Here is a 21,807-nt window from a genome sequence, read left to right as displayed (position 1 = left end):
ACCGGCGATGGGGGGGAGTATGGCGAGGGGGTGTGGGGCGGGGATGAGAATATTTGCCGGGTGAGGGGAATCAGGGGGTTGGGGGGCGATGGGGGGAAAGATATTGGCGGGGGACAGGATGGGGCGCCCTCTCTCCCCTTGAGGGAGAGAAAGCGATTTCATCGTCTTGGCGAAGCCAAGCGAGTGAAATTGCAAGAGAGGGGTGGCACCGGATCAGGACGGGCGAACGGAGCAGACGCCGCGGTTCTCGGCACCGGCGGCGGCGGGGGAAGCGGGGAGCACCCCTCTCTTGTCATTCTCAAGGTTTGGACCTCGGCGAGCCGAGGCCCAATTCCTTGGAATGACTTTCTCTCCCTCACGGGGAGAGAGGGCGCCCGCTTCGTCTGCGCCGGCGATGCCCCCGACGTTGAGGAAAAAGGACCCTCGTCGGGGATCTCGATACCGTGCTTGCGAAGGTCCTCGCCGTCACTCGCTTGCGGCAACAAAGGCGCGACGTCGCAGACCGTGCGCCCTCTCTCCCCTTGAGGGAGAGAAAGCGATTTCATCGTCTTGGCGAAGCCAAGCGATTGAAATCGCAAGAGAGGGGTGGCACCCTGTCCGGACGGGCGAACGCAGCAGACGCCGCGACCCTCGGCACCGGTAGCGGCGGGTGAGGCGGTGGTTCCCCCTCTCTTGCCTTTTCTGCGGCTTGGACCTCGGCAAGCCGAGGCCCAATTCCTTGGAATGACTTTCTCTCCCTCAAGGGGAGAGAGGGCGCCCGCTTCGTCTGCGTTTCGGCCAAGTGATCGTCGCCGGGATTTCGACGCCGTCGTTGCGCAGGTCCTCGCCGTTGCTTCCTCGCCGATCGAATGGGGCGACGTCACAGACCGGGCGCCCTCTCTCCCCTTGAGGGAGAGAAAGCGATTTCATCGTCTTGGCGAAGCCAAGCGATTGAAATCGCAAGAGAGGGGGTGGCGCCGGATCCGGATGGGCGAACGCAGTGGACGCCGTACCTGGAGTCTCGGGACAGGGCCCGAGACGGACGACGCGCCGAGTGTCGCCCCGCCCGTCCTCGCTGCCGCGCCTTTCGCCTCACTTCACGATCAGCGTGCCTGCCCCGTGTTCGGTGAGCAGTTCCAGCAGGACCGCGTGTTCGGTCTTGCCGTTGAGGATGACGACACCCTCGACGCCGCGGTCGATGGCTTCGATGCAGGTTTCGACCTTGGGGATCATGCCGCCGGAGATGGTGCCGTTGCGGATGAGGTTCTTGGCTTCCGAGACCGAGAGTTCCTTGATCAGCGTGCCGGACCTGTCGAGGACGCCGGGAACGTCGGTGAGGAACAGGAGGCGCGAGGCTTCGAGTGCTCCTGCTATTGCCCCGGCGAACGTGTCGGCGTTGATGTTGTAGGTGGCGCCGTCGCGGCCGGGGGCGACGGGGGCGAGCACCGGGATCATCTCGGAGCGGGCGAGGAGGTCGAGGAGGGTGCGGTCGACCTCGACGGGCTCGCCGACGAAGCCGAGATCGAGGACGCGCTCGATGTTGCTGTCCGGATCGATGACGGTCTTCTTGGCCTTTTCGGCGAAGACCATGTTGCCGTCCTTGCCGCAGAGGCCGATCGCCCATTCGCCCTCGGCGTTGATCAGGGCGACGATCTCCTTGTTGATCGAGCCGGCCAGCACCATCTCGACGATCTTCACCGTCTCGGCGTCGGTGACCCGCAGCCCGCCCTCGAAGCGCGATTCGATGCCCATCTGGGTGAGCATCCGGCCGATCTGCGGGCCGCCGCCATGGACGACGATCGGATTGACGCCGGACTGTTTGAGCAGCGCGATGTCGCGGGCGAAGGCCTGGCCGAGGGCGGCGTCGCCCATGGCATGGCCGCCATATTTCACCACGACGGTCTTGTTCTCATAGGCCTGCATGTAGGGCAGGGCCTCGGCCAGCACCCGGGCCCGGGTCTCGCCATTGTCAATGTTGTCGCTCATCGCCGGCTCCGAAGGGCTCGCAGGTCTCTCGTCGGCGTGGCTTCTAGCGTGAAACGGCGAGGACGGAAACCGGCTTGACGCATCCGGCGTCGAGGACGGCGTCGAGGGCGACGGCGGGCCCGCCGGGGCCGACCGCGAGGCCGATCACGCGGCCGCTCACGCAATCGTTGGCGGCACGCGTCTGGCCGGCGGTGCGCGGCGCGCGAGTTCAGGCGGGGCAGCGCGGCGGCAGCGATCGCGCCGGCCAAGCGAAACGGGAGATGCGGGTGGCACGGTGGTGGACGACGGGATCGGTGGCGGCGGTGCTCGGCCTCGCCCTCTTGCTGCCGGCGAAAGCGCAGGACGCCTGGGACGCCGCGCGGGCGGCGGGAACGCATCTCCTGATGCGCCATGCCATCGCGCCGGGCACCGGCGATCCGGGCAATTTCAGCCTCAGTGACTGCGCCACCCAGCGCAACCTCTCGGATGCCGGGCGCACGCAGGCGGAGCGGATCGGCCGCAGTCTGCGGGAGAACGACGTCGCGATCGCCGTCGTCCTGACCAGCCAGTGGTGCCGGTCGCGCGATACGGCCGAGCGGCTGGGCATCCGGCCGGTCGAGGACGAGCCGGCGCTGAACTCGTTCTTCGCCGGGCGCGGCGACAGGGCAGAGCAGACCGAAGCGCTGAAAGCGCGGATTGCGGAACTCGACGCCGCCGGCAAGAAGGCCGTGCTGGTCTCCCACCAGGTCAACGTCACCGCGCTCACCGGCGTCTATCCGGCGTCGGGCGAGATCGTGGTGATCAGGCTCGGCGCGGACGGCGAAGTCAGCGTCGAGGGCCGGCTCGAGACGGAGTAGCGGCTCGGCTTTCGATCGCCTTGGAGCCGTCGCCAGTGATCCCGTCAGCGATTGAAATATCTCAGGATTTTCTCGGTGAAGAGAATGAAGGCCCCGTTCTTGTCGACCGGGGCGCTCGCGACTTCGACGACGATCTTCGCCATGTCGACGTCGGTCGCCTTGAGATCGTATAGAAGCTGACGGAGCTGGTTGATCTTCGGGGCTGCCGGCTTGTCGTGGGTCAACGCCCAGCCGATTGCATCGGCAAGCTGATTGGGACTGGGAATTTTCTTTCCGGTCGTGATGCGCAACAGAGGCGAGTGGGACTCCAGAACTTTTTCATAGGCTCCGGGATGGTGAGCCCGCAGGTCCGCCAAGAGCAGGTTGATCCGGTGGATCTTGTCGTCGCCCGCTCCCATTCAACGCCTCCATTGGGTGTATTTTTATCTCATACAACCAAAAGAGGCGCTGTCAATCCGTTCATCCCGATCCAACTGATTGGTCAATCCAGGCTTCACAATCGCCCCGCGACGATCGCCCGGATCTCGTCCAGCGCCGCCGCGTCCTCGATGGTCGCCGGCGTTTCGAAGGGGGTATCGTCGACGATCGCCTTCATGGTGCGGCGCAGGATCTTGCCGGAGCGGGTCTTCGGCAGGCGGTCGACCACCAGCACCTTGCGGAAGGCGGCGACCGGGCCGATCGCCTCGCGGACGATCTTGATCAGCTCCGCCTCGATCTGGGCGCGGTCGATCCCGGCGCCCTTCTTCAGGACGACGAAGCCGCAGGGGATCTCGCCCTTCACCGCATCGTGCATGCCGATGACGGCGCATTCGGCGACGGCGGGGTGGGTGCCGACGGCCTCCTCCATCTCGCCGGTGGACAGTCGGTGGCCGGCGACGTTGATGACGTCGTCGGTGCGGCCCATGACATAGAGATAGCCGTCATCGTCGAGGAAGCCGGCGTCGGAGGTGGAGTAGTAGCCGGGAAAGGCTGCAAGATAGCTCTCGCGGAACCGCTCGTCGGCGTTCCACAGGGTCGGCAGCGCGCCGGGCGGCAGCGGCAGCTTGACCGCGATGGCGCCCATCTCGTTGGCCGCGACCGCCTTGCCATAGGGATCGAGGACCTGGATGTCGAAGCCCGGCATCGCCACCGTCGGGCTGCCGCGCTTGACCGGCAGGAGGCCGAGACCGAGGGGGTTGGCGACCATCGGCCAGCCGGATTCGGTCTGCCACCAGTGGTCGATGACCGGGCGATCGAGGGCCTTCTCGGCCCAGATCAGGGTTTCCGGATCGGCCCGCTCGCCGGCGAGGAAGAGCGCCTCGAACTTCGACAGGTCGTAACGTTTCGGCAGTTCGCCGTCGGGATCCTCCTTGCGGATGCCGCGGATGGCGGTGGGGGCGGTGAACAGCACCTTGGCGCCGTGCTCGGCGACGACGCGCCAGTAGGTGCCGGCGTCGGGGGTGCCGATCGGCTTGCCCTCGAACAGGATCGACGTCGCGCCGCGGATCAGCGGGGCGTAGACGATGTAGCAGTGGCCGACGACCCAGCCGACGTCGGAGGCGCAGAAAAAGGTGTCGCCGGCATCGGTGTCGAAGATGTTCTTCAGCGACCAGTGCAGGGCGACGGCGTGTCCGCCATTGTCGCGCACGACGCCCTTGGGCCGGCCGGTGGTGCCGGACGTGTAGAGGACGTAGAGCGGATCGGTGGCCTTGACGGGGACGCAGGGGCTCTCGGCCCCGGCGGCGAGCCTGTCCATGGCGGCGGCGCGGCGCGTGTCCCAGTCGTGGTCGCGGCCTTCGACGAGGCTCGCCTCGAGCTCCGGCCGCTGCTTCAGGACGACGGCGGCGGGCTTGTGGGCGGCAAGCTCGATCGCCCGGTCGAGCAGCGGCTTGTACTCGACCTTGCGGGTCGGCTCGATGCCGCAACTCGCCGACAGGATCAGCTTCGGCGCCGCGTCGTCGATGCGGGCGGCGAGTTCCCTGGCCGCGAAGCCGCCGAAGACGACGGAGTGGATGGCGCCGATCCGGGCGCAGGCCAGCATGGCGAAGACCGCCTCGGGGATCATCGGCATGTAGATGATGACGCGGTCGCCCCTGCCGGCGCCGAGTTCGGTCAGCGTCAAGGCGAGCGCCTTCACCTCGGCGAGGAGCTCGCCATAGGCGATGCGGCGCTTGGCGCCGGTAACGGGCGAATCGTAGACGATCGCGGTGCGTTCGCCGTGGCCGGCCGCGACATGGCGGTCAACGGCGTTCTGGCAGGTGTTGAGCTCGCCATCCGGAAACCACCGGCCGTAGACCCCGGCGGCAGGGTCGAAGGCGGTCGTCGGCGGCGTCGCCCAGTCGAGCCCCCTGGCGGCCTCCAGCCAGAAGCCGGCCGGATCCCGGCGCCAGGCATCGTGAACTTCGAAATAGCGGCTGGTCATCGCGTCCTCCCCGGTCCGACCTCTCCCGAACGGCCCTTATACCAGCAGGCAAGGAAAATGGCTTCTGGTTCCCCGGCGCGATTGGTTTCCCGGCGCGATCTTCGGCAAGCCGTGGCCCGGCGCCGAAGACGGCGGCTCCCTTCGACGGGCGGACGCACCTGCGTCCGTGCCCGCTGGAACCATGGCGGGGGCCGGGCGGCATGATCGAGGCGGAGCGCGAGCGAAAGCCAGCCAACCGAGGCCGCTGCCGGCGGTGTCCCCTCAGCGGAGGCGGAACCGGAGAAGGCGCGTTCGCGCCCCGCGCGAGCGAGGCGGCTCAGCCCGCGTCGTCGCCCCTGGCCTGGTTGCGGGCCAGCATCTCGCCGATCGACTGGGCGAGGATTTCCTCGTTGTAGGGCTTGGGCATGTAGAGGTCGAAGAGCGCCTCGTCACCGCGCGGCAGCTGGCTCCGTGGAATGGCGGTGGTCATGATCGCGGGCGCCGAATGGCCCTCCTCGCGAAGCGCCGACAGCATGGCGATGCCGTCCATCTCCGGCATCATGAAGTCGGTGACGATGACGTCGACATGTTCGCGCCGGGCGAGCTCCAGGCCCTTGCGACCGTTGGCCGCGGACAGGACCTCGAACCCGTGATCCTCGAGCACGATCGAGGCGAGCATGAGGAGCATCGCCTCGTCTTCGACCACCAGGATGCGCGCCATCAGCTGCCGACTCCAGAACCCGGTCGCCTCGCGGCGGTGGACACGTCGGCAGCCCCCGCCTCCTCGTCGCCCGCAGCCGCGTCCAGCACCAGGCCGTTGCCGGTGATCCTGAAGGCCCTGCCGTGATGATCGAAGTCGCTGTCGCGGACTTTCAAAAGTGTAGCTCTTCGCTCGACCGCGTACCCCGACAGCGCATAGTGCAAGAGCAGAGTATTGTCTACAACCGGGAAGAACTGGCCGGTCGAGAGCGACGTCGGAAACAGGAGGTCCGGCACCTCGCAGGTGTGGAGGATGGTCGCCCCGAGGGCGACGAGGCGATCGTCGAGGGCGCTGAGGAAGCACCGCAGCCGGGCCTCGTCGGCGAGCGAGCGGCAGGTTTCGGCGAGGCCGTCGATCACCACCCGGCGGGCGCCGGAGGCCTCGACAGCCGCGACGATGCGCCAGCCGATCTCGTCGATCTGCGGGCCGACCGGCGGGATCCGCAATATCTGCGTCGTGCCGGCCTCGACCTTAGGGGCGAGGTCGAGGCCGAGGCCGGCGGCCTTCGCCACGAGCCTTGCCGCAGAGTCGAGGAAGCCGACGAAGAGCGCCGGCTCGGCGGGCGTCGCGCCGGCCGCAAAATGCAGCCCGACCGTCGTCTTGCCGCTGCCGGTCGGCCCGACGACTGCGGTGGTCGAGCCGGCGGGGATGCCGCCGCCCATCATCGCGTCGAGGCCCGCAATGCCGCTGGCGAGGCGAGCGGAGGCGGAGACCGCGGCCGGCTCGCGCGCCGGCGCGCCCGCCTCGATCCGCGGATGGACGACGAGACCGGGCGAGGCGATCCGGTAGTCGTGCCGGCCCCGGAGGATCGCGCTGCCGCGATGCTTGTGGACGACGAGCTCGCGGCGCGGCTGGTGCGGCGAAAGATCGTCGATCAACTCGATCCAGCCATCGATCATGGTGTATTCCGGCGACGACGGACTGCGATCGGAATTGGTGAGCAGCAGCATGGTGATGCGGTTCTGTGCCGCGAGCGCGCCGAGCTCGTTGAGGAAGCGCCGGAACTCGTTGTCGCGGCGCTTCGGATCGAGGAACTCGCCGATCGCCAGGAAGCCGTCGAAGACCAGGAGGCTCGGCCGGCGCTCGCGGATCTCCTGGACGATCAGGTGGAGAAGCGCGTCGATGCCTTCGTCGCGAAGGGTCGGATAGGCGCTGGCATAGTAGATGTAGTCGGGGATCCGCGTCAGGTCGAAGAAATCGTGCGAGCCGAGAAACGCGAACATCTGCGAGAAGCTCTCGGACATCAGCGTCAGATAGAGCGACTTGCGCCCCCGTGCGGCCTGGGCGAAGCAGATCTGGTTGGCGAGGATGGTCTTGCCGGTGCCGGGCGAGCCCTGGGCGACATAGGTCGCGCCCGCGGCGAAGCCGCCGCCGAGAATGTCGTCGAGCTCGGGCAGCCCGCTCTCAAAGCGCGCAAGCCGCGCGGAAGCTCTCTGGTCTGTCGGAGAATTCATCGGCCGCGATCGTTCACCCGGTGCGTCAATTCGTTCCGGCGGCCGTTGCCGCCCCGTGATAGCTCCCTAACTCCGGCTAGCACGTCCGCCGGATGTCACACGGTCGTAATAGGGGCAGATGGTGCCCATCTGCAAGGCACATCGTCCCCGGCCGTCGAGTCCGCCCGAAGTCCGTGCCTGACGGGCACGGACGGGGCTGCCAATGCCGGCCCCCGTGCCCGCCCGCCACCCGTGAAGGTTCGCCGCCCATGCCAGACAGCTTTCCGCCGATCGAGACCGAGCAACGACCGGTCGATCGGATCGGAGACCGGGAGCGGCTGGATGCCCTGGCAGGCAGCAACCTCCTCGACACGCAGACCGAGGAGGTCTTCGACCGGGCGGTGAAACTGGCGACGCGGCTCCTCGGGACGCCGGTCTCGCTGCTCTCGCTGGTCGACGACACGCGACAGTTCTTCAAGGCGCAGGAGGGGCTTCCAACGCCCTATTCCTGGACCCGGGAGACACCGCTCAGCCATTCCTTCTGCCAGCACGTGGTGACGTCCGGGGAGATGCTGGCGGTCGAGGATGCGCGCATCCATCCTCTGGTGCGCGACAACCTGGCGATCGCGGACCTCGGTGTGATCGCCTATCTCGGCGTGCCCGTCGTCGGGACGGACGGCCACGTGTTCGGCTCGTTCTGCGTCATCCAGAGCGAGCCGCGGCAATGGACGAGCGAGGAGATCGAGACGCTGCGCGCCATCGCCAAAGGCGTCGAGAGCGAGATCCGGCTGCGGGTCGAGGTCGCCCGTCGGCGGGTGCTGCAGCAGGCGGCGGACGAGGACCGGCAGCGGCTGGCCCTGGTGCTGGAGAGCATGGCGGACGGGGTTCTCAGCATCGATCGCGAGATGACGGTGATCTACGCCAACCGCTCGGCGCGCCGGATCCTCGACGCGCAGGGCGAGCCGACGGGCAGGCGGCTCTTCGACGTGTTTCCGCGCGGCGAGGCGGATGCCTTCGTCGCCATGGTGACCAACGCGCTCCTGACGGGCGATGAGGCTGATCCGTCGGAAACGGTGGTGAAGATCCTGGAGACGGAGCGCTGGATCGAAGCGCGGGCGGCGCCCAGCGGAGCCGAGCTGACGCTGTTCTTCCGGGACGTGACCGTGCGCCAGAAGGCGCTGGAATCGCGCAAGCTGCTGGTGCGCGAGCTGCATCACCGGATGAAGAACCTGTTTTCGATCGTGCGCGGCATGATCACCATGACCGCGCGGGGCTCCAGCGACCCGCTGGTGATGTCGCAGGCCCTGCAGGGGCGGCTGATCTCGCTCGCCCGCGCCCACGACCTGATCCGGCCGGCGATCTCCGACGACGACGACGCCAACTACCAGGACATCTATCTCGCCGACGTCGTCCGCATCCTCGTCGAGCCCTACCGCAAGCCGGGGCTCGAGAGCCTGTCGATCGAGGGACCGGAGCTGCGGCTGGGCATCAACTCGACGACCCATGTGGCGCTGCTCATCCACGAGCTGACGACCAACGCCAACAAATACGGCGCCCTGTCGCAGCCGGGCGGCCGGCTGTCGGTCTCCTGGGCCCTCGATGGCGACGCGCTGGACTTCCGCTGGATCGAGACCGGCGGTCCCGAACCGACCGATCCGCCGGCCGAGATCGGCTTCGGCTCGAAGCTGATCCAGCTCTGCATCAAGACGCAGCTGGAGGGCGAGATGGCCCTCGACTGGCCGGCCTCCGGCATGCGCCTCAAGGCGCGCATTCCGATGGGGTCGATCGCGCGGTAGTCGGCGCCGGGCGGGGGTGGGCGCCGGGCGGGGGCGCCAGCCTTGCTTCCCGATCAGGCCGGTAGGAGGCCGTGGCGGGCAAGGTCCGCCGCAAGCGCCTCGGGCGAGGCGAAATGCACCGCCTGCCAGCCGGCGGCGCGGGCGCCTTCGACGTTGGGGAGCGAATCGTCGATGAACAGCGTCCTCGCCGGATCGAGGCCAAAGCTTGCCACATGGGCGTCGTAGATCGCCCGGTCGGGCTTGATCCGGCCGATGTCGCCGGAGACCGTGACGCCGCGGGTCCCGGTCAGGAAGGGAAAGATGCCCTGGGCCTCGCGGAACGTGTCGGAGGCGAAGTTGGTCAGCATCGTGACGTCAACGCCCGCCTCGATCAGGCCCAGCATCAGGGCGACGCTGCCGTCATAGGCATGGGGCACCATGCGGTGCCAGTTGCGGCGGAACGCCCGGATGTGCTCGGCGCGGTCCGGATGGCGGGCGATCGCCTCGGCCTCCGCCTCGGGCCAGGAGCGGCCGCGATCCTGTTCGAGGTTCCATTCGTGGGAGCAGACATGGGTGAGGAAGAAGCTCCGCTCCGCCTCGTCGGGGATGAGGTCGCGGAACGGGATGTGCGGGTCGTAGTGGATCAGCACCTTGCCGATGTCGAAGACGACGTGTTGCGGCGTGTCGGGGGTCATGATGCGGGTTTCCTCGTTCGTCTGGCGGGTTTCGTGGCGCCGGCCGGGCCGATGCCGGCGGCCCGGAGCACCTTGCGCATGAGGGTCGGCAGGGCCTCGCCGGCGATCTCGCCGGGGGCCGACCACCAGCCCTCGATCGGCGGGTCGCCGACATGGTCGGCGCGCCAGACCTCGAGGGTCAGGCGGAAATGGGTGAAGCCGTGCTCGACCTCGCCGACGCGCCGCCAGTCGGCCGGAAAGGGGGCAGCATCCGGGCCGAGCGCGCCGTCGCCGCGGGCCGACCAGTCGCTCGACGGCGGCTCGCTCATGCCGCCGAGCATGCCGCTGCCCGGACGCTTGCGCAGGAAGACGGCGCCGTCGGGGCGCAGCGCCACGAAGGCCGCGCCGCGCCGCTCCAGCACCGCCGCCTTCTTCGGCTTGACCGGAAAGCGCTCGGCGTCGGCGGTCTTCGTCGCGGTGCAGAAAGGGCGCACGGGGCAGAGGACGCAGGCGGGCCTGGTCGGCGTGCAGATGGTCGCGCCGAGATCCATCATCCCTTGCGCGAAGTCGCCGGGCCGGCGGTCCGGCGTCAGCGAGGCGACGACGGCGCGGATCTGCGGCCTGGCGCGGGGCAGGGGCGTGTCGATCGCCGCAAGCCGCGTCACCACCCGCTCGACATTGCCGTCGACGACGGCCGCCGGCTCGTCGAAGGCGATGGCGGCGATGGCGGCAGAGGTGTAGTCGCCGATCCCCGGCAGGGCCTTCAGCGCTGCGGCGGTCTCGGGGAACCTGCCGCCATGGGTCTCATGGACCGCGATGGCGCAGGCATGGAGGTTGCGGGCCCGGGCGTAGTAGCCAAGGCCCGCCCATTCGGCGAGGACGGCGGCCTCGGGCGCTGCGGCAATGTCCTCGACCCGTGGCCAGCGGGCGGTGAACTTTGCGAAATAGGCCTTCACTGCGGCGACGGTGGTCTGCTGCAGCATGATCTCCGACAGCCAGACCCGGTAGGGGTCGGGCCGCATCCCGGCGGCGCGATCGGCCGGCGAGACCCGCCAGGGCAGCGTGCGGTGATGGGTGTCGTACCAGCCGAGCAGGGCTGCCGAGAACGCCTGCGGATCGATGGTCGTCATGGGCTGTGGCGGTATCCGGCGGCAGCGGGCGGGGCGAGGGCGGGGCTCAGTCAGGCGGGGCGCCCGTTCGGGAGGATCTGGTGGCATGGGGCCGCCGGATTGGCAACCGCCGCGAGGGTTCGGCGGGCGCCGCGGCCGTCCCGTCGCGGTCGCGATCCGGCGCGCCGGTTGCGGCGGGCGGGCGGGCCGCGCTATGCGTTGCCGATGTCCCGGCAGGAGCGGTGCGAGATGTCATGACGGACGCCAATTCGTACCACAAGCGCCCGGAGGCGGCCAAGCGCTGGCGGCGCGGCGCGCAGCCGCTCGCCGAAATCTCCGGCGAGGTGATCGACCCGATCCTCAGGCGCAAGGCGGGCATGACCACGGGCCTCGTCGCGGCCTGGGCCGGCATCGTCGGCGCGCGCCTCGCCGAGACGACGCGGCCGGAAAAGCTGCAATGGCCGAGGGACCGGGCCAGCGGCGAGCCGTTCGAGCCGGCGACGCTGGTCGTCGCGGCCGAGCCGCGGGCGGCGCTGCGGCTGCAGCATCAGACCACCGAGATCCTCGCCCGGGTGAACGGCTTCTTCGGCTTTCATGCGGTCGCCAAGATCCGCTTCGTCCAGAAGCCGGTCGCCGTGCCGAAACGGGACCTGCGCCCGAAGACCCGGGCGCTCGGGGCCGACGAGAAGGACAAGGTCGCGGCGATGATCGCGCGGATCGAGGATCCGAAGCTGAAGGCGGCGCTGGAGGCCTTCGCCCTGTCGACGCTCAGCCGGCTGCCCGGCAAGTGAGGGGGGCAAGTGCGGGCGGCAAGGTGAACGAATCGTAATGGGATCTTCGAACACAAGGCCGTCAGCGGCGCTGACAACGGCGGCTTCCTGCCTTTAAAAATCCACCGGCCTCCCGTACACCGCGACGGGAAGCCGGCGACGGCAATCAGGAGAGAGTGCGTCCATGAGAGTTTCATCCGGGAAGATCACCGCCGACGGCCGCGCCGCGCGCCGTACCGTTCTGGCCGCATCGGCGGCCCTTGCGGGCGTCATGGCGCTCGGCACCTGGTCGAGCGTCGCCCTGGCCGCCGACGAAGCCGGCGCCGGCTCGGCCGAGCGGCCGGTGCTTCTCGCCCAGGCCGAGACCTCAGGGGCTGCCACCGGTGAGGCCGCTGCCGGTGCCGTGAAGGCGCCCGAGCCCGAGGGCAAGGTCGACGTCGAGAAGCTGATGTCCGCCCAGGCGCTGCCGGACGTGGTGATCGGCGACGAGAACGCCCCGGTCACCATCGTCGAATACGCCTCGCTGACCTGCTCGCATTGCCGGGACTTCCACGAGACCAGCTATCCGACGATCAAGAAGGACTTCATCGACACCGGCAAGGCCAAGCTGATCATCCGCGAGTTCCCGTTCGACCCGCGCGCGCTGGCGGCCTTCATGCTGGCCCGCTGCGCCGGCGACGACGCCAAGCGCACCGCCATGGTCGACGTCCTGTTCGACCAGCAGCCGCAATGGGCCTATTCCAACCAGGCCTCGGCCGAGCTCCTGAAGATCTCGCGCCTCGCCGGCATGAGCGAGGAGCAGTTCAAGGCCTGCCTGAGCGACAAGGATCTGCAGAAGAACGTCGTCGCCGTGCAGCAGCGCGGCGAGACCGAGTTCGGCGTCAGCGCGACGCCGACCTTCTTCGTCAATGGCGACAAATATGCCGGCGCCGTCGGCGCGCCCCAGATGGCGGCGATCATCCAGAAGCACATGTGATCCGAGCGGTCCGCCGGCATCGGCGGATCGCAGACGCTGCATGGGGACGGCCGGGGCAGGCGCTCCGGCCGTTCGTGCGTTCGGGGTCTACTTTGAATGTGATCGATCGCGAGGAGCTGCGTAATCCGGCTTCGCGACGATACTCTTCGTGCTGTCGATCGATTAGGCTTTCGGCGGATGTCGGTCGGAATGCGACAGTGTCGTTTCAATCGATCACGAAAAACCTGTTTCAACTACCAAGACGGCGATCGAGAACGCATGCGCCGCGCGCCAGCCGATGGGAGATCCTTGCAGGCGTCTGGCGACAGCGTCTCCCCGGATCCGGCGCGGCCTTGCGGGACTAGCGGAGACCCGGGGACGTTCCCTGCGTGTCGAGCGGCTCGTCGCCTTCGTCGGGCGGAACGTCGGGTGCCTGATCGAGGATGGCGAGGGCTGCATCCACATCGCCCCTCGCGGCGCGCCGACGCATCATCGCCAGCCCCCGCCTGTGACCCAGCCCCTCCGCCACGAGTGAGGCGATCATCTGGTTGATGGAGATTCCGTCCTCGGCGGCGGCAGCGCGGGCCTGCTCCATGATATGGTCGGGAAGGCGCAAGGGGTAGGTGCTCATGTCGGTGTTCTCCTGTTCTGCCAATCCGCTTCGAACTCGACGGCCGTCCTGACGTCGAGGCCGAAGGCCCTCAGGTCCGGATTGCGGAAATGTCGATCGTCGGACACGACGAGCTGGGCTCCGGCCGCCAAGGCGCATTCGACGTAGAGGTCATCCTTCGGATCTCCCAGGAATGGCCGGAAGCGAAACCGCGGCAGGGCCGGGACGCAGACCTTGCACAGAGTGTCCAGCAGCTTGCCGATCTGATCTGGCGCGATCCACGGGTTCGATCCCAGGGGTCCAGGACGCAGCAGCACGTCCTCGTACTCGATGACCACCGCGGGGGAGAGCGCGAAGTGATCTCACCGACCAGCATCCCGCGCAGGATGCGGTTCGATGCTCCGTTCCTCGAGCGCAGGGCGCGGACCATGACGTTGGCGTCGGCGACGATCATGGATCGAACATGATGTCGCCCGCGACATCAGTCAAGCATGTCGACCACGCTCAGACTGGCGACCGGCCCGCGCCGACGGGTTGCGGACCGCCTCGAAGCTCTCGCCCAGTTCGACTTCCGCCCATTGGCGCACCGCGTCGATCCCGTCGACAGGGAGAGTCGGATAGTCCTCGAAGACCTCCTGATCCGAGTGGCCCGCCCGCAGGTGGGCCACGATGGTCAGCGCCGGGACGCGGGTGCCGCGAACCACGGGGGCCCCGCTCATGATCGAGGGATCGCGGATGACCCGGGAAGCGATTTTCGGCTTTCTGGCGAGATCGACCATCGGGCAGTTCCTTTTGAGGAGGTGGTTCGCGAGCCTCCCCGTGGCGCAATCATATGGCACACGGAGTGGCCGAGAAGGAGTTCAGGCCGTGACAGTGGGTTGGTCAGGGCGTGGGCCACTTGCTGGCAGTCTGCCGTTCGAGGACTGGCAGCGACACGTCACGCAGGTGCCGCCAGACATCTGCGGCGACTTCCTCCCGGCTGGCGCGCGGCGGATGGCGGGAGTGCCCAGTCGAGCGCTCCGCGCCAGCGCGCCGTTGCGGCGACAATGACGGCAGCGCACACCGATTGTGCAGGCGGGGGCGTTTTTGCATTGCAGCAATTGGCGCGGGGGGAATTTTGCTCTAGACCGTTGGGAATGGTCGCGACGCGGCCGGGACAACGGGACTGACGGACCAGCAGGGGATGCCCAAGCGGATCTTCACCTTCAGGCAGGGCGATGCCGAGAAAACCGCCGATGCCGTCGCGGCCCTCGGGCTGAAAGGTGCGAATCTCGCGCTGCTCGCCTCGCTCGACGCACCCGTGCCGGCGGGCTTCACCATTGCGACTCACGCCTGGCGCGAGACCAAGGGGGCGGGCGGCGATCTGCCCCAGGCGCTCAAGGCCGATCTCAGATCCTCCGTCGAATGGCTGGAGGCCGTCGCGGATCGGCGCTTCGGCGGCGACCAGCGACCGCTGCTGCTGGCCGTGCGCACCAGCGCCGCCACCCACATGCCGGGGCTGGCCGAAAGCGTCCTCGACGTCGGGCTGACCGACCGCACCGTCGACATCCTCGCCGCCGAACTCAGCGACAGCGACTTCGCCTATCGCAGCTACCGCCGCTTCATCGAGAGCTATGCGGCGCTGGTCTTCGACGCCGATCTCGCCGAATTCGAGGATCTCGGCGACCGCGAGCGCGAGCGGGCCGGCTGGATTTCGGAGCCGCGCAACGTCAGCGAATGGCGCATGCTGATCGCCCGATACCATGACTTCCTGGAGCGCGAGCTCGGCGCCGTGGTGCCGCAGACGCCGCTGCAGCAGCTGGTCGAGGTGATCCAGGCGAGCTTCGCCAGCTGGCGCAGCCCGCTCGCCGCGTCCCATCGCATGCTCCACGCGATCCCCGAGAATGCCGGGCTCGCCATCACCGTCCACGGCATGATCTTCAACGAGCGCAACCAGAAATCCGGCCGCGGCCGGGCGATCTCCCGCGATCTTGCGACCGGCGAGGCGCGGCTGACGGGGGAATTCGCGCTCGGCGGGCGGATCGAGGCCTTCGACGAGGCGCCGGAGACGATCGACCTCGCCAGCCTCGTCGCCGACGGCGCGGCGCCGTTTCCGGCGGTGTTTGCCGAACTCGCCGGCCATGTGACGCGCATCGAGGCGCATGTGGGCGATGCGGTCGAGGTCGACTTCATGGTCGGCGACGGGGCGCTGTTCCTGATGCAGTACCGCCCGGCCCGGCGCAATGCCGGAGAGGCGGTGCGCGTCGCGGTCGAGCTGGTCAGCGACGGCATCATCGAAGAGCAGGACGCGATCCTGCGGATCGATCCGGCGTCCCTCGACCTGTTGCTGCATCCGACCATCGACCGGGACGGCGAGACGACGGTGCTGGCGCGGGGCATGGGCGCCTCGCCGGGCGCCGCCACCGGCGTGATCGCCTTCACCTCCGAGCGGGCCCAGGCCTTCGCCGTCGACGAGCGGCCGGTGATCCTGGTGCGCAACGAGACCCATCCGGAGGACATCCACGGCATGCATGTCGCCGAGGGCGTCCTGACGATCCGCGGCGGCACCACCAGCCACGCGGCGGTCGTCGCGCGCGGCATCGGCAAGCCCTGCGTCACCGGCGCCGGCTCGCTGCGCATCAATGCCGCGGCCGGCACGCTGCATGCCGGCGACCGGGTGCTGAAGGAAGGCGACCGGATCACCATCGACGGCGCGTCGGGCGAGGTGATCCTCGGCGCCGTGCGGCTGATCCGGCCGAGCCTGTCCGGCGACTTCGCGACGCTGATGGAATTTGCCGACTCCGCCCGCCGGATGCGGGTGCGGGCGAATGCCGACACGCCGCCCGAGGCGCGCGCGGCGCGCAACTTCGGCGCCGAGGGCATCGGCCTCTGCCGCACCGAGCACATGTTCTTCGAGGGCGACCGCATCCAGGCGATGCGCGAGATGGTGCTGGCCAGCGACGAGATCGGCCGGCGGCGGGCGCTCGACAAGCTGCTGCCGATCCAGCGCTCGGACTTCATCGAATTGTTCGAGATCATGGCCGGGATGCCGGTGACGATCCGTCTGCTCGACCCGCCGCTGCACGAATTCCTGCCGAAGAGCGAGAGCGAGATCGCCGAGACGGCGCTGCAGCTCGACGTCGACGCTTCCGTGGTGCGCCAGCGCATCGCCGGGCTCGAGGAGTTCAACCCGATGCTCGGCCATCGCGGCTGCCGGCTCGCCATCTCCTATCCGGAGATCGCCGAGATGCAGGCGCGGGCGATCTTCGAGGCGGCGATCGAGGCCGGCGAGCGGGCCGGCGCGGCGGTGGTGCCGGAGATCATGGTGCCGCTGGTCAGCCTTCGCCGCGAGCTCGACTTCCTCAAGGCCCGCATCGACGCGGTGGCGGCCCGCGTCATGGAGGAACGCGACCGGCGGATCGACTACCTCGTCGGCACGATGATCGAACTGCCGCGGGCGATCGTGCGCGCCGACACCATCGCCGAGGTGGCGGACTTCTTCTCCTTCGGCACCAACGACCTGACCCAGACCGTCTACGGCATCTCCCGCGACGACGCCGGGACGTTCCTGTCGACCTACATGCGCGAGGGTATCCTGGAGCGCGATCCGTTCCAGACCATCGACGTCGAGGGCGTCGGCGAACTGGTGGCGCTGGCCTGCGAGAAGGCGCGGCGCACTCGGCCCGACATCTCGCTCGGCGTCTGCGGCGAGCAGGGGGGCGACCCGGCCTCGATCGCCTTCTTCGAGGAGACCGGGCTCGACTACGTCTCCTGTTCGCCCTTCCGCGTGCCGATCGCCCGCCTCGCGGCCGCCCAGTCGGCGATCCGGCTCAGCCGCGCCGGCCGGGCGAGGGGCCGGCGCTGACGGGTTTTGACAAGCGCGGCCGTCAGGCCGGATAGTCGAAGCCGTCAGGCCGGATAGTAGAAGTAGATGGCGATCGTCGTGGCGATGCCGACGATGATGTTCATCGGCAGGCCGACCTTGACGAAGTCCATGAAGCGGTAGTTGCCGGCGGCATAGACCAGCGTGTTGGTCTGGTAGCCGATCGGGGTCGCGAAGGAGGCCGAGGCGCCGAACATGACGGCGACGACCAGGCTGCGCGGGTCGATGCCGAGATTGACGCCGAGGGCGACGGCGATCGGCGTCACGATGACCGCGACGGCGTTGTTGGTGACGATCTCGGTCAGCATCGACGACAGGCCGTAGACGACCAGCAGCACGACGATATGCGGCGCGCCCTCGATCAGCGGCGTGACGGCATCGACGATCATTTGCGCCGTGCCGGCCTGTTCCATGCCGATGCCGATCGCCAGCATGGCGAAGATCAGGATGAGCAGGTCGCCGCGGATCGTGCGCCACGCCTCGTCGGCGTCGATCACCCTGAGAAGCAGGATCACCGCGATGGCGACGAAGGCCGCGGTCTGGATGGTCACCAGCCCGAAGGCCGAGACGACGACCACCGCCAGCAGCGCGGCGATGGCGAGCGGCGCCTTCTCGCGGCGAAAGCGCCGGGCCTGGCTGACATTCACGCCGACGAGGTCGTTCTCCTCGGTGATGCGGGCGATGGCGTCGGGCGGGCCTTCGAGCAGCAGCCGGTCGGCGGGCCGAAGGCGGATCGCCTGGAGGCTCGGGCCCGGCACGTGGCGGTGGCGCCGGACGCCCAGCACCGAACTGCCCGAACCCGACAGGCCGCTCAGCTCCATCACGCCGCGGCCGATGCCGCGCCGGTGCGGGGCGACGGTGGCCTCGACCACCATGCGGTCCTCGCCGGCCCGGGCCGGCCGGCCGCGGGCGATCCGGAAGCCGTCGCTGGCGTGGAGGGTGAGGATCTCCTCGGGGCTCGCGAACATCACGATCCGGTCGGCCTTCTGGAGGACGATGGCGGCGATGTCCCGGCGCAGGGTCTCGGTGCCGCGGCGCAGCGCCACCGGCCGGATGCCGCGCGACGACAGGGCGCCGACCTCGCCGAGCGGCTTGCCGATCGCGCTGGCGCCGTCGCGCACGACGATCTCGGTGAGATAGGAATCCTCGTCGTTTTCCGAGAGCTTCGAGCCGACGCCCTCGCGGTTCGGCAGCAGCCGCCAGCCGACGAGCGCCAGATAGCCGAGGCCGACCGCCGCCGCGACGAGACCGATCGGCGTGATCTCGAAGATCGAGAACGGCTCGAGGCCCTGGCCGCGGGCGACGCCGTCGACCAGGAGGTTGGTCGAGGTGCCGATCATCGAGCAGGTGCCGCCGAGGATCGCGACGAAGGACAGCGGCATCATCAGCTTGGTCTCGGCGATCTTCAGCGCGCGGGCGATCTCGATGGAGATCGGGATCAAGACGATGACGACCGGCGTGTTGTTGATGAAGGCCGAGGCGAGGATGATCCCGGCCGACGTCACCAGAAGCGTCGCGACGGGGCGCCGGGTGGCGTGGCTCAGCAACAGGCTGGCGGCCGCGTCGAGGACGCCGGTGCGGATCAGCGTGCCCGAGAGCACGAACATCGCCGCGATGGTGATCGGCGCCGGATTGGAGAAGACGGCGGTGATCTGCTCCGCCTTCAGATAGCCGCACAGGAGGAAGGCCACGGCGCCGCCGCAGGCGACGACCTCGGGCGGGTAGCGCTCCAGGACGAAGGCGACGAAGACGAGCGTGATGAGGAGGAGCCCGATGAGGGCGGAGTGTTGCGCGAAGAATTCGGCCATGGCCAACCGTGCGAGACGAGACGGCACAAAGCTGTCGTCGTCAGCCGTTTCGGCAAGGTGCTGATTTGCCGAAAAGATTTCACGGTCGAAGGCGCGTTTGCGGCGCCTCTGCGCCGGGCGGCTGCAGCGTCACGAAAAAAAGCGGCGCGACACGGGGGAGCCGTGAAGCGCCGTCGAGGACAGGAGGCAGACAGTCTCGCCGCGTGTCAGGCGGCTTCTTCGTCCAGCGTGAAGCCGGCGAACATGCGATCGAGGTCGAGGAAGCAGATCATCCCCTGGGCGGTGGCGAGGACGCCGGTGACGTAGCCGCCGGTGAAGCTGCCGCGCATTTCCGGGGTCGGCTGGACCACCTTCGCCTCGACGGTGAGGATGTCGGCGACGCGGTCGACCAGGAGACCGATCACCGCGCTCTGGACCTCGGCGACGATGACCGCGCTGCGGGCATCGGGTTCGGAGGGGGCCATGCCGAGCTTGGACGCCATGTTGACGATGGGGATGATCGAACCGCGCAGGTTCATCATGCCCATCACCTCGTGGGGGGAGCCCGGGAGCGGCGTCGACTTGCTCCAGCCGCGGATCTCGCGGACCGCCGTCGTGCGAACGCAGAACTGCTGGCCGCCGATCTCGAAGGCGATGATCTCGATGGCCGCCTCGTGGAGGTCGGCGGTGTCAAAAGTCTGAGCGAGCATCAGAAGTCTTTCCAGGTGTCCTGCTTCAGAGCAGCGTTGCCGTTGGTCGAATATGCCCGATCGAGGTTGCCTTGAAGTTTACGCGCCGGAGATTGTGCCGGGTTGGCGTTGCGCGTCGCCGCGCGCGGTCTCGAGCGGCCGCCCCGCGATATGGAGAACTTCGCGAGAAGCTCGTCGAGTTCCTGGGTCTGGCCGGCGAGATTGTGGCAGGCGGCCGTCGATTCCTCGACCATGGTGGCGTTCTGCTGGGTGCCCTCGTCGATCGAGCCGACCGCCTTGTTGATCTCGGCGAGGCCGACCGCCTGGTTGCGGGCCGCCTCGACGATGGCACGCACGTTCTGGTCGATGGCCTGGACCTCGGAGACGATGGTGCGCAACGCCTTGCCGGTCTCGCCGACGAGCATGACGCCGGCGCCGACCTGGGTGGTGGACTTCTGGATGAGGCCCTTGATCTCCTTGGCGGCTTCCGCCGAACGCTGGGCGAGCGCGCGGACCTCCTGGGCGACGACGGCGAAGCCCTTGCCGGCCTCGCCCGCCCGAGCCGCCTCGACGCCGGCGTTGAGGGCGAGAAGGTTGGTCTGGAAGGCGATCTCGTCGATCACCCCGATGATCTGGGAGATCTGGGTCGAGGAATTCTCGATTTCGCCCATGGCGGAGACGGCCTTGGCGACGACCTCGCCGGAACTCTCCGCCCCGGCCTTGGTACGGGCGACGAGGGTTCCCGCCTCCTCGGCGCGGGCGGCGGAGGCGCGCACTGTGTCGGTCAGCTCGCCGAGCGCGGCGGAGGTCTCCTCGACAGAGGCGGCCTGCTGCTCGGTGCGGCGGGCGAGATCGTCGGAGGCGACGCGGATCTCCTCCGTCGCGCTGCTGATCTGCGAGGCGGTGTTGCCGACGGAGGTCAGCGTCTCGCGCAGCACCGCGACCGAGGCGTTGAAGTCCTGGCGGAGCTTGTCGAGGGAGGGGATGAAGGCTTCCGCCAGCTCCTGCGACACGTCGCCCTCGGCAAGGCGGCCGAGGCCGTCGGCGATGGTGTTGACGGCTTGGACGCGGCCGGTGACGTCGGTGGCGAACTTCACCACCTTCATTACATTGCCGTTCATGTCGAGGATCGGGTTGTAGGAGGCCTGGATGTAGGTCGCCTTGCCGCCCTTGCCGATGCGCTTGAACTCGTCGGAGACGAATGTGCCACGGGCGAGCTTCGGCCAGAATTCCTTATAGGCGGCGCTGGCCGCTTCGGCCGGTTCCACGAACATCGAGTGATGCCGGCCGCGGATCTCCTCCAGACCATAGCCGAGGGCGTTGCAGAAGTTCTCGTTGGCGGTCAGGATGGTGCCGTCGGGCTTGAACTCGATGACCGCCTGGGCCCGCGACAGGGCCTCGAGCTTGCCGGCGTTCTCGGCGTTCTGCAGGCGGACGGCGGTGATGTCGGTGGCGACCTTGACCACCTTGACGACCTTGCTGCCGGACAGGACGGGGTTGTAGGACGCCTCGATCCAGACTTCCTTGCCGCCCTTGCCGAGGCGCTTGTACTGGGTGGCGTCGAATTGCCCGCGGGCGAGCTTGGCCCAGAATTCGCGGTACTGCGCCGTGGCTACCTCCGCCGGATCGACGAAGATCGAATGATGCTTGCCGGCGATCTCGCTGAGATCGTAGCCGAGCGCGTCGCAGAAATTCCTGTTGGCGGTCAGGATGGTGCCGTCGGGCTTGAACTCGATGATCGCCAGCGACTTGTCGAGCGCCTCCAGAATCGCGGCAGCAGACGAACCAGACCGACGTTTAGAACCGAACATGCGCTCCTCCTCCAGGAACAGATCCACCCATGATCCGCGGTCGGAACATTCGGAACCGCGAGCCGACCCGGATTCGTCGTGCGTCTGTCGGGTGAGGTGTTCCCACCGAGACGAACGATAATCCGGGTTTTTTATTCATTGCGAGTGATTTTGCGATGCCAAGAGTTAGGCGGAACACATTAAGAATTGCCGAATACGAATTCCGTGTTCTTATTTAAGTTGATGACCTTTCTATAGATCGCGCACGTGTTGAAATATGCGGGGAGCTTAATGGCTGACTATTTACATAAACAAAACAGGTAGTCAGTCGCATGATGTCGCTAATTTTCGTTTACAATACGCCTTGTGATCGAAACGTCTTTGCTTGCATGGCTGGAGATTGCAGTCAGTC

18 protein-coding genes are annotated in these 21,807 nt (G+C 68.2%); 5 read left to right on the top strand and 13 right to left on the bottom strand.

Annotated features, from left to right (window positions below; genetic code table 11):
• Nucleotides 1-1,071 precede the first annotated feature (1,071 nt).
• Nucleotides 1,072-1,965 carry an acetylglutamate kinase gene (argB, locus tag ATO4_RS05265; protein ID WP_083590356.1) on the bottom strand — a complete coding sequence of 298 codons (894 nt, stop codon included), beginning with the start codon at nucleotides 1,963-1,965 and terminating at the stop codon, nucleotides 1,072-1,074.
• Nucleotides 1,966-2,225: 260 nt separating this feature from the next.
• On the opposite strand from argB, the gene ATO4_RS05260 reads away from it, so the two are divergent.
• Nucleotides 2,226-2,801: a histidine phosphatase family protein gene (locus tag ATO4_RS05260; RefSeq protein WP_210191025.1), complete on the top strand. Its 576-nt coding sequence runs from the start codon at nucleotides 2,226-2,228 to the stop codon at nucleotides 2,799-2,801.
• Nucleotides 2,802-2,845: 44 nt separating this feature from the next.
• Here ATO4_RS05260 and ATO4_RS05255 read toward each other — a convergent pair whose 3' ends face one another.
• The 4 genes from ATO4_RS05255 to ATO4_RS05240 all read right to left on the bottom strand — a co-directional run bounded on the left by ATO4_RS05255 (nucleotide 2,846) and on the right by ATO4_RS05240 (nucleotide 7,395).
• A complete protein-coding gene (locus tag ATO4_RS05255; RefSeq protein WP_083590355.1) occupies nucleotides 2,846-3,199 on the bottom strand; it encodes a hypothetical protein in 354 nt (117 codons plus the stop codon).
• A gap of 95 nt (nucleotides 3,200-3,294) precedes the next feature.
• Nucleotides 3,295-5,202 carry a propionyl-CoA synthetase gene (locus ATO4_RS05250; protein ID WP_083590354.1) on the bottom strand — a complete coding sequence of 636 codons (1,908 nt, stop codon included), beginning with the start codon at nucleotides 5,200-5,202 and terminating at the stop codon, nucleotides 3,295-3,297.
• A 316-nt stretch (nucleotides 5,203-5,518) separates the two neighbouring features.
• Nucleotides 5,519-5,902, bottom strand: a complete 384-nt coding sequence (locus ATO4_RS05245) for a response regulator (protein ID WP_083590353.1) — start codon at nucleotides 5,900-5,902, stop codon at nucleotides 5,519-5,521.
• Nucleotides 5,902-7,395 (bottom strand): ATPase domain-containing protein, encoded by a 1,494-nt coding sequence (locus ATO4_RS05240; RefSeq protein WP_083590352.1) that lies wholly within the window; start codon nucleotides 7,393-7,395, stop codon nucleotides 5,902-5,904. The genes ATO4_RS05245 and ATO4_RS05240 overlap by 1 nt, the downstream gene beginning before the upstream one ends.
• 248 nt (nucleotides 7,396-7,643) lie before the next feature.
• Here ATO4_RS05240 and ATO4_RS05235 point away from each other — a divergent pair, with 248 nt between their 5' ends.
• Nucleotides 7,644-9,170: a GAF domain-containing protein gene (locus tag ATO4_RS05235; RefSeq protein ID WP_176222866.1), complete on the top strand. Its 1,527-nt coding sequence runs from the start codon at nucleotides 7,644-7,646 to the stop codon at nucleotides 9,168-9,170.
• A gap of 53 nt (nucleotides 9,171-9,223) precedes the next feature.
• Here ATO4_RS05235 and ATO4_RS05230 read toward each other — a convergent pair whose 3' ends face one another.
• Together ATO4_RS05230 and mutY are read right to left on the bottom strand one after the other, a co-directional pair.
• Entirely contained in the window at nucleotides 9,224-9,844 is a 621-nt protein-coding gene (locus tag ATO4_RS05230; RefSeq protein ID WP_083590350.1) for an HAD family phosphatase, read from the bottom strand.
• Nucleotides 9,841-10,953, bottom strand: coding sequence for an A/G-specific adenine glycosylase (gene mutY / locus ATO4_RS05225; RefSeq protein ID WP_083590349.1), 1,113 nt, complete (start codon nucleotides 10,951-10,953; stop codon nucleotides 9,841-9,843). The genes ATO4_RS05230 and mutY overlap by 4 nt, the downstream gene beginning before the upstream one ends.
• Nucleotides 10,954-11,186: 233 nt before the next feature.
• On the opposite strand from mutY, the gene ATO4_RS05220 reads away from it, so the two are divergent.
• Nucleotides 11,187-11,723, top strand: a complete 537-nt coding sequence (locus ATO4_RS05220) for a DciA family protein (protein WP_083590348.1) — start codon at nucleotides 11,187-11,189, stop codon at nucleotides 11,721-11,723.
• Between the two features lie 163 nt (nucleotides 11,724-11,886).
• A complete protein-coding gene (locus ATO4_RS05215; RefSeq protein WP_083590347.1) occupies nucleotides 11,887-12,678 on the top strand; it encodes a DsbA family protein in 792 nt (263 codons plus the stop codon).
• Nucleotides 12,679-13,018: 340 nt separating this feature from the next.
• Here ATO4_RS05215 and ATO4_RS05210 read toward each other — a convergent pair whose 3' ends face one another.
• The 3 genes from ATO4_RS05210 to ATO4_RS05200 form a co-directional block, all read right to left on the bottom strand.
• A complete protein-coding gene (locus ATO4_RS05210; RefSeq protein WP_083590346.1) occupies nucleotides 13,019-13,288 on the bottom strand; it encodes a hypothetical protein in 270 nt (89 codons plus the stop codon).
• The gene (locus tag ATO4_RS05205; protein WP_210191024.1) at nucleotides 13,285-13,605 is read right to left on the bottom strand and encodes a PIN domain-containing protein; all 321 of its coding nucleotides are present in this window, start codon (nucleotides 13,603-13,605) and stop codon (nucleotides 13,285-13,287) included. The genes ATO4_RS05210 and ATO4_RS05205 overlap by 4 nt, the downstream gene beginning before the upstream one ends.
• Before the next feature lie 147 nt (nucleotides 13,606-13,752).
• Nucleotides 13,753-14,046 carry a DUF433 domain-containing protein gene (locus ATO4_RS05200; protein WP_083590345.1) on the bottom strand — a complete coding sequence of 98 codons (294 nt, stop codon included), beginning with the start codon at nucleotides 14,044-14,046 and terminating at the stop codon, nucleotides 13,753-13,755.
• A gap of 404 nt (nucleotides 14,047-14,450) precedes the next feature.
• On the opposite strand from ATO4_RS05200, the gene ppdK reads away from it, so the two are divergent.
• Nucleotides 14,451-17,111, top strand: a complete 2,661-nt coding sequence (gene ppdK, locus ATO4_RS05195; protein WP_083590344.1) for a pyruvate, phosphate dikinase — start codon at nucleotides 14,451-14,453, stop codon at nucleotides 17,109-17,111.
• 44 nt (nucleotides 17,112-17,155) lie between these two features.
• On the opposite strand, the gene ATO4_RS05190 is transcribed toward ppdK, so the two are convergent.
• The 3 genes from ATO4_RS05190 to ATO4_RS05180 all read right to left on the bottom strand — a co-directional run bounded on the left by ATO4_RS05190 (nucleotide 17,156) and on the right by ATO4_RS05180 (nucleotide 21,416).
• Nucleotides 17,156-18,937, bottom strand: coding sequence for an SLC13 family permease (locus ATO4_RS05190; protein WP_083590343.1), 1,782 nt, complete (start codon nucleotides 18,935-18,937; stop codon nucleotides 17,156-17,158).
• Between the two features lie 206 nt (nucleotides 18,938-19,143).
• Nucleotides 19,144-19,626 carry a chemotaxis protein CheW gene (locus ATO4_RS05185; protein ID WP_083590342.1) on the bottom strand — a complete coding sequence of 161 codons (483 nt, stop codon included), beginning with the start codon at nucleotides 19,624-19,626 and terminating at the stop codon, nucleotides 19,144-19,146.
• On the bottom strand, nucleotides 19,626-21,416 hold the full coding sequence (locus ATO4_RS05180) for a PAS domain-containing methyl-accepting chemotaxis protein (protein ID WP_083590386.1): 1,791 nt from the start codon (nucleotides 21,414-21,416) through the stop codon (nucleotides 19,626-19,628). The genes ATO4_RS05185 and ATO4_RS05180 overlap by 1 nt, the downstream gene beginning before the upstream one ends.
• Between the last annotated feature and the right edge of the window lie 391 nt (nucleotides 21,417-21,807).

Source organism: Aurantimonas sp. 22II-16-19i, from assembly GCF_002088275.1.
GTDB lineage: Bacteria > Pseudomonadota > Alphaproteobacteria > Rhizobiales > Rhizobiaceae > Jiella.
This window is presented reverse-complemented; position numbering and strand designations above follow the sequence as displayed.